This window comes from Acinetobacter sp. ANC_7634 (assembly GCF_056779875.1).
On sequence record NZ_JBWYIT010000003.1, the window covers coordinates 1 to 13,319 of the forward strand.

At 37.8% G+C, this 13,319-nt stretch carries 11 protein-coding genes; 2 read left to right on the forward strand and 9 right to left on the reverse strand.

What is annotated here, in order from left to right:
- Positions 1-237: 237 nt before the first annotated feature.
- The 7 genes from AC1M9A_RS05040 to cxpE form a co-directional block, all read right to left on the reverse strand.
- On the reverse strand, positions 238-1,158 hold the full coding sequence (locus AC1M9A_RS05040) for a hypothetical protein (RefSeq protein ID WP_481609775.1): 921 nt from the start codon (positions 1,156-1,158) through the stop codon (positions 238-240).
- 17 nt (positions 1,159-1,175) lie between these two features.
- Positions 1,176-2,306 carry a toxic anion resistance protein gene (locus AC1M9A_RS05045; RefSeq protein ID WP_481609776.1) on the reverse strand — a complete coding sequence of 377 codons (1,131 nt, stop codon included), beginning with the start codon at positions 2,304-2,306 and terminating at the stop codon, positions 1,176-1,178.
- A gap of 8 nt (positions 2,307-2,314) precedes the next feature.
- Complete coding sequence (locus tag AC1M9A_RS05050) at positions 2,315-3,097, reverse strand: tellurium resistance protein (RefSeq protein WP_180027900.1); 783 nt, start codon at positions 3,095-3,097, stop codon at positions 2,315-2,317.
- A 128-nt stretch (positions 3,098-3,225) separates the two neighbouring features.
- Positions 3,226-5,637: a CSLREA domain-containing protein gene (locus AC1M9A_RS05055; RefSeq protein WP_481609777.1), complete on the reverse strand. Its 2,412-nt coding sequence runs from the start codon at positions 5,635-5,637 to the stop codon at positions 3,226-3,228.
- 12 nt (positions 5,638-5,649) lie between these two features.
- A complete protein-coding gene (rbtA, locus tag AC1M9A_RS05060) occupies positions 5,650-7,440 on the reverse strand; it encodes a rhombotarget A (protein WP_481591830.1) in 1,791 nt (596 codons plus the stop codon).
- A 179-nt stretch (positions 7,441-7,619) separates the two neighbouring features.
- Positions 7,620-8,327 carry a DnaA regulatory inactivator Hda gene (hda, locus tag AC1M9A_RS05065; RefSeq protein ID WP_035266869.1) on the reverse strand — a complete coding sequence of 236 codons (708 nt, stop codon included), beginning with the start codon at positions 8,325-8,327 and terminating at the stop codon, positions 7,620-7,622.
- Between the two features lie 15 nt (positions 8,328-8,342).
- Complete coding sequence (gene cxpE / locus AC1M9A_RS05070) at positions 8,343-9,566, reverse strand: chloramphenicol efflux transporter CxpE (RefSeq protein WP_481591829.1); 1,224 nt, start codon at positions 9,564-9,566, stop codon at positions 8,343-8,345.
- Positions 9,567-9,701: 135 nt separating this feature from the next.
- On the opposite strand from cxpE, the gene purM reads away from it, so the two are divergent.
- On the forward strand, positions 9,702-10,772 hold the full coding sequence (purM, locus tag AC1M9A_RS05075) for a phosphoribosylformylglycinamidine cyclo-ligase (RefSeq protein WP_481609778.1): 1,071 nt from the start codon (positions 9,702-9,704) through the stop codon (positions 10,770-10,772).
- 18 nt (positions 10,773-10,790) lie between these two features.
- Positions 10,791-11,420: a phosphoribosylglycinamide formyltransferase gene (gene purN, locus AC1M9A_RS05080; RefSeq protein WP_481609779.1), complete on the forward strand. Its 630-nt coding sequence runs from the start codon at positions 10,791-10,793 to the stop codon at positions 11,418-11,420.
- Between the two features lie 15 nt (positions 11,421-11,435).
- On the opposite strand, the gene AC1M9A_RS05085 is transcribed toward purN, so the two are convergent.
- Together AC1M9A_RS05085 and sppA are read right to left on the reverse strand one after the other, a co-directional pair.
- Positions 11,436-12,245, reverse strand: coding sequence for an alpha/beta fold hydrolase (locus AC1M9A_RS05085; RefSeq protein ID WP_481591826.1), 810 nt, complete (start codon positions 12,243-12,245; stop codon positions 11,436-11,438).
- Positions 12,242-13,255: a signal peptide peptidase SppA gene (gene sppA, locus AC1M9A_RS05090; RefSeq protein ID WP_180027906.1), complete on the reverse strand. Its 1,014-nt coding sequence runs from the start codon at positions 13,253-13,255 to the stop codon at positions 12,242-12,244. Before sppA ends, AC1M9A_RS05085 begins: the two co-directional genes overlap by 4 nt.
- Between the last annotated feature and the right edge of the window lie 64 nt (positions 13,256-13,319).

Below are 13,319 nucleotides of genomic sequence, written 5' to 3' on the forward strand. Positions count from 1 at the left end.
TTCGATTGGACCTTCAAGGCGTTCTAAAAGCGTTTTTAATTGAGCTGAAGTATTTTGATCTAACATTGCTAACGTCTCCAAAGGAGTAATATTTATTTGATAAAGCTATATTAGAAGAAATACAAAAATAGGTAAAACAGTTAGTTTGCATAAAGACTATCGAAAAATTGAATTAAAAAATCATTCATTTAAAAATGAATGATTCTTTTATGATGGTCGTAACAGTACAAACTTTAACTATATCTCCAAACGTTGAGTGATCGTTTGAATTCTGCTTTTAAAACTACGAGCTAATCCAAAGAAAATAAGTATTAACAATAACATGATGGCTGAGAACACCATTAATATCATCTTGACGACTTCTGAAATTAGTCGTGCCTGATTTGCCCGATGATCTATCGCTTTTGCCCAAGGAGTAATAGATTGACCATAAACTTGTTGCTGCATTGACCATAACTGCTCTGCATTAAAACCATATTCGACAAACTGTTTTTCATTTCTTTCAGCTTGCGCAAGTCGAGCTAAATATGTAGTTGCTAGCTTGGTATCTTCAGGTTTGTGAATCAAAGCCACTTGCGCAAGGACGTAGGCTTGTATAATTGGATTGACCTGTTGTTCAGTCATGATGACAGCAATCAGACTTTCGTGAATCGATTTATCATAATGACTTAATTGATATTGTTGTTCCAACGACTCATCATTCAAGTCATATTGAACATAGGTCAAACCTGACCAAATTAAAATGACAGCAATTAACCAACCAACAAACTTAAGTACAAATGATTGAAAGCGCACATAGAAAAAACGTATTTTCTTTAAAAAATGAACGATAAAAAAAGCACCAATGACTGAGCTAAATACTTTTAGAATGAACCAACCTAACCAAGATATTAAATTAAAAAAATAGTCAGGCTGATGTTGGTACACGTTTACGACTTCATCTAAACTATGTGGCAAATGAAGCTGCTGAACAGTTTCACTCATGCCCATAAAACCATAAATCATGTCCTGATGAATAAAAAGCGACACGACTGAAATGATGAATACACTGGTACTCAAAAATCCCCATAAATTAAGTATGCGATTTCGTTTGTACAATTCAGGCAATCTTTTCTGAATCTCAGTCTGCGCCACAAGATATTCATTGGTTTTATTCAAATTTAAACCTCAAGAAATTAGTGTTTTAGCTGATTTTGACTCGAATCCAAAACAAGTTGTTGAAGATTTCCTTGCAAAGCCTTAATACGGATTGATGCCTCTTCACGTTTTTGCATCCCTTCTTTCTGAATACTAATAACATCATTCACTGTTTTAATGAGGGTATTTTGAACATGTTCAAGTGTTTCAATGTCAATCACTGAACGTTGATTTGCTCGAGCAGTATCGACTGAATTCTGGTGTAATAAATCTGCATTCCGTTTAAGTAACTCATTCGTCGCATCATCAATAGTATTAGCCAATTGGACGCTATTTTTTTGCTCCTGTAATGAAATCGCTAAACTAATTTGATTTTTCCAAGCAGGAAGCGTGATATTTTTTATCGCATAAAACTTATCCACCAACATTGAATTATTTGATTGAATAATTCGAATCATCGGTAATGTCTGCATCGCAGATTGTTGCAATACCTGTAAATCACTCACTCTTTTTTCCAAATTGTTTGCTAAGTGATTTAAGTCGTAGATTTTTTGATTGGTTTGCGCATCTTGTTCTAGCGTACTCAATTCAGCTATTTGCTCTTGAACTTCTTGTTGTTTAATTTTCCCTGCAGCAATATAAACCCCTAATTGTTTATATTCATCCTGCACACCATCAAACATACGATCCAATGTATTTACACGGTCTTTTAAACCTTGTTGAGAGGTTTCAATTTCTTTAACTAAAGCATCTATTTGTTCTTTAGTGGTATTGAACTTTTGATCAAAACTCTGTTTAGCACCCCTAAATCGATTTAAGATACTACCCAAGAAGCCTGAACTTTTAGCAGGACTTAAAATACTGTTTGTATTGAGCTGTTGAGCCACTGTAACGACTTCATTTAACTTTTGACCTGTTGCATCTAAATCTTTATTTTTAACTAGATCCAGTAATTCATCCGTATAAGTCGCTGTTTTAGTCGCGATATTTTTCCCATATTCAGCAACCGTAGCATGATTCATATCAGCTAGTTCTTGGTGAACTGATTCGACTGCTGCAAGGTCTGACGTCGTCAACCCAATTTCTTTTAAATCTAACTTGGAAAACTTTTCCTCCGTAGAGATTAAGCTTAAGGATTCATTTTTCTTTTGAATTGGAAAATCAGACATAACACACCTTATTCTTTAATTAGTGATTTTTTTAGAGATCGAATCAGTTGTTCGCGACTTTGATCTAACTTTTCAATATCGACTGCGCCATTTTTAATTTGAGTTTGCTCAAGATGATATTGCCAAGCTGGGATTAATACTTGCTGCGCTTCACGAAAACGATCCGTCAGAGTTAATGAAAGTTGTTGAGTCAATTGCATTTGCATGAGAGAAATATCATTGTTTGCTTGTACCGACTCTAATGTTTGTATTTTTTTAGCCAATCGCTCCTCAAAGTTATCGAGTGGATGGCGATGATGAGAAAAATCTGTGTATTCTGTTAAAAATTGTCTTGCTGCTTGAATGTAGCGCGCCATTTGCTCTCTCAAACCAACTGCTTGCTGAAATCGAGAACTAGACTTTTGGATTTCAATGTGAATACGTTGGGACAGCTGATCAGCATCTAGAATGAGTCTATCTAAATCACGAATATAAGAAATTTGACCCGCACCGAACTCCAAATCCAGACCTAACCACTTTTGGAGAGCATTAAATTTTTTTTGTTTTAATTTCTTTTTGGATTGATTCAATTTTTGAATAATATCTGAAATTGTTTCGCTTAATTTTTTATTTAAAGTGGGGTCTATACCTACCAATAGAGCATTTTGTGCCTGCACAATATGTTCAGCATATAAATTAAGTTTAGACGAATCAGTCAATAAAGGAACAAGATCATGCCTCTTAATTGAGAGCAAATCCGAAGGATTAACTTCAATTTGATTTAAGGGTATAAGCTCATTAAAGGATGACATGGGTGTAATTTAAGAAAGTGATCAGCAATCTTCAAATGTAGCAATAAACTGTTCAAAATATACTATTTTTTTGCAAAATATTACACAAAATCAAACACAAAAAAAGCCAGCAAATGCTGGCTTTTTTATTAATGAGGTTTAGATTTTCTCATTCTAAGCCAACTTAAACCAATGAGTCCTAAAAGCCCAAACCCACCTAGGCTACCCCCTCCACTCGTACGAGAACTTCCAGGACCTGTTTCCGTATTTAGAACAGCTAATGTTCCCTCACCTGATGAAGCGCCGTCTGCGTCCAATACTGAGTACTTCAGATCATAGGAAAAGACATCCAAATTATTGTTCAACTGAACTCGAATGTTTCCACCATAGCACTTTTTAAAACGGTCATTAGCACATGGCTCTACCCGATCCGCGATAATTGAAACGGGATTCGGTACTCTTGCAAAATAAATTGATACCTCATCCCCATTAGCATTATGGTAAAACTCCTTTTTATTTGGAGGATTGATTGCATTTCTGTTGCCATCACCAGCATCACTCGCTTCAGCCAGTAAATTTACACTGATTTGAGTCGATTTTTTTGGATTGATTGTATATTCCACACGTTCAGGAACAGTTGGCACGATATTGATAAAATTACCAATTAAATATGCACTTGATGTTTTTTTACTGTCGCTTTTTGAAGTAAGCGTATATGTACAGAATTCAGAGTCTCCACTCGGTGTTATGCGACCATCTGTTCTATACATCACTATCTGCTTAAGCTGCGGTTTCCACTCACATTTCAACCGATCATCAAACTTACCTAAGAACGTTTTATCGATATCTAATTTCCCAACTCCCACAACCTCAACTTTGACATCATAATTATCAACATTAAGATGCTCAATTTTTCGCACCTTACCATCAGGAGAAACAAATTCATCCGGTAAATTCAATTTAAATGGATCGAACAAAATTGGACGATATTGATTAAGATTATTTAACTCATTCAAAAATGCTTTTTGATCGGTGAGCTCCTTATTATAATAATCAATCACTTCTTCTTTGGTTTCAGGATCGGCAATAGCTTCTTCGAATGCTTTAATTCTATTCTCAGTTGATTGCTTTATCTGAACCAGTGATTCATTTGCTTTACTTAAATTGGAAACAGTCAACTTTAATGTTTCTATCGCACCAATATCGCAAGTATTGGGAGTCGCATCTAAACTGTTGAGCGAGTCCAATCCAATCCGATTAATACCTCGTTGATCAAGCAGCGAACAACCATCAGTACCAAAATCAACTAAATCTGTACCACTAGAATTAATCTTCGGAAAAAAGACAGGATGAAAGTTAGTATTCTCATCATTAACTGGTAACGATGTTGAAAACAGATCATTGATACTCAATTGACTAACATCAAGACTATTTTTTTGTGCATTTTCTGACGCTTTTGCTGGTAGATCACAGTCTATAGATGGATTACTCAGTGGAATAGCATTTGCCAATAATTCAATACCTGCTGACTCAACTTGGCTCACATCACCGGGACTATATATACAGGCTTTAGCCTGATTAAAACCTATCACATTATGATTTAAGGCTTTTGCACCTGTATTTCCATACCAAAGCACAGATCGCGCGGTATTCGCGATAATCGTATTACTATCGAGCTTCAAAATAGAATTGGGACTCAAATTTATTTGCCCCCCATCTGTTAAATGATCACTAAATTGAAAAATTTGACCTTGTGTAGTATTTAATACATTGGAAGAGATTGTATTTGCTTGCAATTGAGTTGTAGGTTCACCACAAAATGAGAATAAACTGTTTGAAGCTGTATTTCCATTTTCGGTAATAGACATACGGGATAAATCAATCTTACGACGTGTGAACACAAGATTATCCAAACAAGACATCGCGATAACAGCGCCTTGCTGAGCTGTATTACCACTCACCCACCCGACTGAATAACTTAAAGAGCTATCACTGTCATTCAAAAATATCGCTCCACCTCTTAATGCAGAAGAGCTAGTGATATTTACATTATATAAATCAGTCTCGCCTCCCAATAGCAAAGCGCCACCGTTGGTAGATGATTTACCATTTCTCAGCTCTATATTTCTTAAACTCAAACTCGGTCGATTTAGATTGGTCGTATTGAAAATGCGATGTGTATTTTGACCATTAATTATAGTTTGAATTTTAGTTTGCGCAGGATAACTATTTGAAATGACATTCGGTTTGGAATAATCGACAGGCTCTTTACCCCTAATAATCACTGAAGAAGTTGGCTGAAGCTCTGCATTCAAGCTATAGGTACCAGCTTCAAGCTGAATAATGTCAGTTTGTACTCGATCCGTATTACCTTTAGCACAACCTCCATAAGCTCGATTAGTCGAAGCAGCCGTCAACGCTTCTCTGAGTGAACACTTTGCATCATTAGTACCGTCTTCATCATCAAAGGTAGTGACATAAATTATTGTATCTTCAGCAGCCATCAAGGACATTGCAGAAAGGACTGCTAAGGTCAAAAAAGCTTTTCTACTTTTCAACATACGATTCCCTTATTATTTTTTTCTACGTATCGCGATTAAAGTCATCAGACCTAATACGGAGATTAGACCTAGCCCCCCACCAGAAGTTTTTACTTTATCGCTTGTATAAGTATCTCTGGGGTCTTGTTTAATGACAGTTGGAATTTCGATATAAGGATTCATTGACTCATTCAATTGACGTGTAGATACAACGACCAAAACTTTAAAATCATCAGTTCCGTGCCAATTCCCTTGAGGTGTATAAGTAAACTCTCCATTTTGGAGTAGTTCAGCTTTACCTTTACTAGGAGAGTTATTTTGTTGGATGATCATACAGCCCGCTTGCCATTCTTCTTTTTTGGGATGAGGTCCGACTAAGGCATCACATTGACTAGCAGGTATTAGCTCACCATCTCCTAGAAAATCATTAATATTTAACTTAACAATTTCTCCGTAAAAGATATCCTTGCCAAATCTGCCTGAAGACGTACTTGACTGAATAAGTTCGATCGCGCCTCGATCACACAAAATACGATCCTTACGTGCGTTGCCACGCTGATCAACTGTTTCACATGATGTACCATTTGAATCTGGTCCACGATTAATGATCGGAGAATCTGTTAATTGTCGATAACTAGGCAACACTCTTGGGCGGAAATATCCTAAAGCATAGCCAGAATAGACTTTGAATGGACATAAAATGCCAGATGAATTAACATCACACTCACCTTCTACATCAGTCCCAGCTAATAATGTGCGCTCGCCCAGTTGTTCTGAAGCTGTGCCCTCACAACCAAAACCATATAAATTATTGTTTAAATTTGATTGATCTATTGCAGTCTCTACACGACAGTCTCGATTGCCATTTTTTGCAATTATATTGTTAGTAAGCAATGCCTTCTTAAACGGCGCATTAAAAATCAAGCCAAAATCATTAAAGACCAGCGTATTGTTATTAAGTGCAATACCATCCTTAACATTGATAATATAGCCCTTATTATTAAAAATTGTTGAATTGGTCACTTTGGCATAATTGAGATTGGTCACCTTAGTTTCATCTTCACTCAACACTTTATGGCTATAGATTGCGAAACCTTCTGAATCTGTTGTCTTATTACCTTTAATAACAGAAGCACTAATGTCAAAATCAGGATATTCACTATACAAAACAGCACCTTGTTGTGCTTGATTGTTTTCCAATAACGAATTAACTAGATTCACTCGCGCGGAACGAATTTTGCTAGTTTCGGATTCAATAAATGATTCAACATTATAAATCGCACCGCCAAAATTCGCTTTGCCATTGATAAGATGGCTTTTATCAAATTTTAGCCGTTCATAATTGAGAATTAACCCACCTTTTTCTTTGCATACTGATGCGGCACAACCTTGCAAGGTAATTTCGTAAAATTCCACACCAATTGCAGCATCTCTAATTTCATCATCAGCTTTAGGACGAATTCGCTCAATATGGAAAATTCGATCAGTACCCTTCATTGTTATGACGGCATTTTTTGTACCAGGAATATCGTCAACAATGGTAGTTTCATACTGCGTTCTAAAAACCATCGGTTTAGAGATGCGAACTTGCTCGTTTAGGAGATATTCTTTCGTAGATAAGATAATATTATCTGTGGCATCTTTACCACCACAGCCATTGAGACCTGCTTCAGGTTTACCCTGATTAATATATTCAATTGCTTCACGCAACGAACATTGATCATCATTTTTGGTGATATCTTCAGTGGTCGTAACCACAATATCTGCACTGAATACATGCCCTGTTGCACACAACAATACAAGACCTAAGCCCCGTCTGAGCATTACCATCTCCTTAATTTTTCTTTATTTTTTTAAGTAGCGAACTTTAATTATGTAGCGCTATTTGTCCATTTTGACTAATCTGTCACAAATTTTTAGAATTCTCAATTATTTTTAAGTAAAAAATTGCCGAGTTCAGATAAAGTCTACATTTTGAGTTTTGAATAACATTTAAAAAGCATTTAAGCACTATACTGATCGATGAGCGCGTAGATTTGCTTAAGGGTTGCGTTGGATAGCTTAACTTTTTCACCCTGTAGTAACTTTGATAATTGATCAACCGTTTGTAATAAGGTACTGGTCTGTATCGGGCCATTGGTCAGCAGATAATCAATAATTAAAGGATCAAAATGCACACCTTTACGATCTAACACAGAATGTAATAAGGCATAGCGGTCAGCGTAGGATTGACCTGTTGGCACTTTAACACTCACCGCTTGAGTTAATCTCGACTGAAGATCTGGTAATTCAAGTTTCAATTCAATTGGCGCAGATCTAGATGAAAAGACTAGTTGTCCTCCACCATCATTATTATTATTTATTAAATGAAATACCGCCTTTTGCCAATGCGGTACACCACTGATCGCTTCAATATCGTCTAGAGCGACCAAATCATAGCGATCCAATGAAGTAATCGCCTCAATTGGAGCATCGAGCAATTCTAGCAATGACACTTTAATTGCAGATTTCCCCACATCTAGATATGAGTCACATATCGCAGTTAATAAGTGACTCTTACCTGTGCCCGCACCGCCATAAAGGTAAAATCGATTCATTAATCCAGCATGAAGTTGGCGAACTGCATCAATGACGGGTCCCCAACCTGGGCCGGAAAAATCACTGATCCGTGCATCAAGTTGAGGTTCTATATCAAGTTGCAGTTGCCGCATAAATGCTTGGTCACCTTAAGGTTCTTTATTTTGTTTCTGCACATCGATTTTTTCAGATGTTGCAATATCTTGTTGATTATTGATTGATTGTGGTTTGAGATCAAGCTCAATATCAACCTGATCGGTTTGGATTGTAATTTCACCCCCACCATGATCAGCTAAGGCAACAGCTGGCGTACCATAAATTGTACTCCTTTCATAAGTGTCACGTGCATGTCGGAGCAGTACCACGATTACAGCTGCAACAGGTAATGCAATCAACATACCCAAGAAACCAGCCAATTGTGCACCAGCCAATACAGCGAATACGACCGCTACTGGAGAAAGACCAATTTTATCTCCCAATAAGAATGGCTGAAGCACATAACCTTCAACAGCTTGCCCTACCATGAACACCACTGCAACTAAAAGGAGTTGAGTCCAATCCATACCAAATTGGAAGAAAGTTGCGATCACGGCAGCAATAATTCCTACTGCAAATCCTAAATATGGGATGATACTTGCCAAGCCTGCAATCATGCCAATAATCAAACCAACTTCCAGACCAATCAGTTGTAAACCAACGGCATAAACAATCCCCAAAAGGATCATCACGAGGAATTGTCCTTTTACAAATGCGCCTAGTACGCTATGGCATTCACCTACGATTTCAAGCGTTGAAGCTTCATAAGGACGTGGAATGAGTCGACGCAAACTATTGAGCATTCGATCCCAATCTAAGAGGAAATAAAATGCAATAATTGGAATCAGTACAATTGTCCCACCAATCTGAATAAAATTCAGACCAGATTGTGCCAATTTGAGTGCCATCGCTTGGATACTGTCAGCACTATAATTGGTTTGAACATACTCCATAACAGCTGCTGAAATCTGGTCTACATCTAATTCTAGTGGCACTATATTGAAAGTATCTGATAACCACGGTAAGAAGCTATAATTTACCCAATGAACTACTTTCGGGATACTGGATTTAGCATACATTAGCTGTTCCCAAATTAATGGAACCAAATACCACATTGCCCATGTGATCACGACGCCAATACCAATAAATACCAAACTGATAGACAACCAACGAGGTAAACCTATCTTATGCAATCGATCAACCAATGGACTGAAAAGATAAGCTATTAAAAATGCACCAATAAATGGGATTACGACCGGTTTTAATAAGTATAAAATCCAGAGAAATAAAGCTATCCCTGCAAGGATAAAAACACGGCGTAGGGTACGATCTACCATAGAAACTCGCCTTTTTTAAGATTATTCGTTATGTAAAGGAAAATATTTTAGTAAAGATAACATTTTAGTGCATAAATAACATAAGAGTTTCGTATATTCAGGTTATAATCCCCGCGCGAATGCGGAGACTTCAATATGAGCAACTCAACTTCTACCCCAAACACTGGTTTAAGCTACAAAGATGCAGGTGTCGACATTGAGGCGGGCGACGCGTTAGTCGATCGTATCAAATCTGTCGCTAAACGCACGACTCGTCCTGAAGTAATGGGCGGTCTTGGTGGCTTCGGTGCACTTTGTAAAATTCCTAAAGGTTATGAAGAACCTGTTCTCGTATCTGGCACAGACGGTGTTGGTACAAAATTACGTTTAGCATTGAATTTAAACCGTCATGACACAATTGGTCAGGATTTGGTTGCAATGTGTGTGAACGATTTACTTGTCTGTGGTGCTGAACCACTCTTCTTCCTTGATTATTACGCAACTGGTCACCTCAATGTTGATGTCGCAGCAAATGTAGTGACAGGTATCGGTCAAGGTTGTCAACTTGCTGGATGTGCGTTGGTCGGTGGTGAAACTGCTGAAATGCCAGGCATGTATGAAGGTGAAGATTACGATTTAGCTGGTTTCTGTGTAGGTGTTGTAGAACATAGTAAAATTATTGATGGCTCTAAAGTTAAAGCTGGTGATGTATTAGTTGGTGTTGCTTCAAGCGGCGCACACTCTAACGGCTACTCTCTTCTTCGTAAAATTTTAGATGTAAAAAATGTTGATTTAACTCAAATTGTTGATGGTCGTCCACTTGCTGATGTTGCAATGGAGCCAACTCGTATCTACGTTAAACCTATTTTAGAGCTTCTCAAACAGGTTGATGTTCACGCGATGGCACACATCACAGGTGGCGGTTTACCAGGTAACTTACCTCGCGTATTACCAAATGGTGCCCAAGCTGTAGTAAACGAATCTTCTTGGGAATGGCCTGAGCTGTTCAAACTTCTTCAACGTGAAGGTGGTGTAGAACAATTTGAAATGTACCGCACATTCAACTGTGGCGTAGGTATGGTTCTAGTTGTTGATGCTGCTGAAGCTGATAAAACAGTTGAATTCTTAAATCAACTCGGTGAAAAAGCATGGACAATGGGCCACATTGTTGACAATGCTGAATCTGTCGAAGGTGCAGACGAAAAAATTCGTGTGATCTTCGCTTAATCAGTTTATTGTTAAAACATGATTAAAATTGCTGTTTTAGTATCTGGTAACGGATCAAACCTACAAGCATTAATTGATGCAAACCTTTCAGGTCAAATTGTCGGTGTGATCTCGAATAAACCTGATGCTTACGCACTTGAGCGTGCTGCTCATGCCAACATTGCAACTGCAGTGATTGAACATAAAAACTTCCCAGATCGTGAAGCGTTTGATGATGTTCTGCACCAGCAACTGCTCGACTGGGAAGCTGATCTTGTGGTTTTAGCGGGCTTTATGCGCATTTTAAGTGCTAAGTTCGTTAAAGCATGGGAGGGTAAAATGATCAATATCCATCCCTCTCTGCTGCCCAATTACAAAGGAATGCATACACATCAACGTGTATTGAATACTGGTGATCTATGGCATGGTTGTACAGTACATTATGTCACTGCAGAACTAGATGCAGGTCAAGCACTAGCTCAAGGCGTACTCAAAGTTTCTCACCATGATAATGTTGAATCTTTAGCAGATCGTGTACATCAACTTGAACATTTAATTTATCCTCAAGTTGTAGAATGGATTTGTAATCAAACCATTCAAGTCACATCCGAAGGCGTGCACTATAAAAATCAAATTTTGAAAGGTCCAATACAGTTCTGTCATATTTGATTTAAAAAACGCAGCTTAGGCTGCGTTTTTTTGTGGCGTCAAAATAGTTTTTAAATGCGCAGCCAATTGCTCAGGATGTTCAAGTGGGAACATGTGTCCACCTTCAAAAATACTAAAAGGCACACCAAACTTTTTCCTCACTTTATGAGGGAATTTACGTGCTAAGAATGGACCTTGAGAAGCAACAATTAATTGACTTGGAACTTTGAGCTTAGGTTGAGGCAGCCACCATAATGAAGGATTGGTTCTAAAAATATCCACTTCAATAGATTTTGGAATCGCCAACTCAACGCCGCCACGCGTTGGATCTTCAACTAATGCAAATTGAATATAGTCATTAAAACATTGCTCATCAAATGCTGCATATAGGGCTTTTGGTCGAAGTAATGTTGCAGCTTGCTCTCGACTATCCCAATGATCACGTCGACGTTTAGACAATGCCGCTGGCGACATTTGATCCACTGCTTTTAACTTCAAAGACTTTGCAATATGCATAGCAAATGATTCTAGCCCCATAATAAGAGGTGGATCGAGAAGAATAGTTTGACTAAAAAGTTCTGGGCATTTCAAAGCAGCTTTGAACGTCAAAACTCCTCCTAAGGAGTGCCCGATACCAATCACTTTACGACCATGGGATTTCTGAACAATATTATCAATCACTTGCTGTGTCATACTTTCCCAGTGTTGATCTACAGGATAACGTTGATCAACACCAAGATTGGTCGTATAAATCACATCGAATTGATCAGACAAAGCATCAAAAAATTTTTGATAAACTTTCGATGGAACCCCGTTGGCATGAGCAAAATGGATCAATGGTTTCATTGGATTCGATTCACCTGCTCAGATTGAATCTGCTTGGAAATTGAAGAAGCAAAACCTTGACCAAATTCACTTCCAAGTCGTCCAATCACAGAATCAAAGGGGCTACGTTGAATAGTATAATCTACCGTTTTTTCGACTTTTAATTCGCGTTTCAGTGTGTGAATACTGCCAATCCGATCTGCGATACCGAGCTTCACAGCCTGCTCACCAGTCCAAAACAAACCTGAAAATATAGCAGGATCTTGCGATTTCAATTTATTGCCACGACCTTTTTTAACTGCATCAATAAAATGTTGATGAACATTATCCAATACACCTTGTACGTGTGCACGTTGTGCAGGATCAACTGGTTGTGTCATCGACAATAATGCTTTGTTCTCACCTGAAGTCATGGTGCGATCTTCAACGCCAAGTTTTTGCATCAAACCACTCACTCCATAGTTTGGCATAATGACGCCAATTGAGCCGACTAAACTTGATGGATTAACAATAATTTCATCCGCTGCAGACGCTATGTAATAAGCACCTGAAGCACCTGTGTCACCAATTAATGCATAAAGTTTTTTATCTTTATAAACCGACTTTAAATATTGGATCTCTTGCCAAATTTCATCAGACTGAACTGGAGATCCACCCGGAGAGTTAATATTTAAAACAACAGCTTGCGATTGCTTGCTTTCAAATGCTTTTTTCAAACCTTTGATCGTATCTGCACTATTCACACTTTGCTGGTCTGCAGCAATCGTTCCTACAATATCGACTGTAGCAATATGCTGTGATGACACCGCACTATCAGTGGAAGTCGTTGAACAACTTTTCCCCATGACCAAAACTATAAACAACAGATATGCGAAAGTAAGAAATTTAAAAAAGATTCCCCAACGTCTTGCACGTCTCTGTTCTTCTACAGATGCGAGAACAGCTTTTTCTAAAATTTGCCATTCTTTTCCGTTCGGTTGGTTATTTGGTTTTTGATTTTCATTTTGTGGTTCAGGCGGCCAAGCGGACATACATACCATCCAAATTAAATTTAAGCTGACATTATATACAAGGAATGAGGTCAAACTATTTATA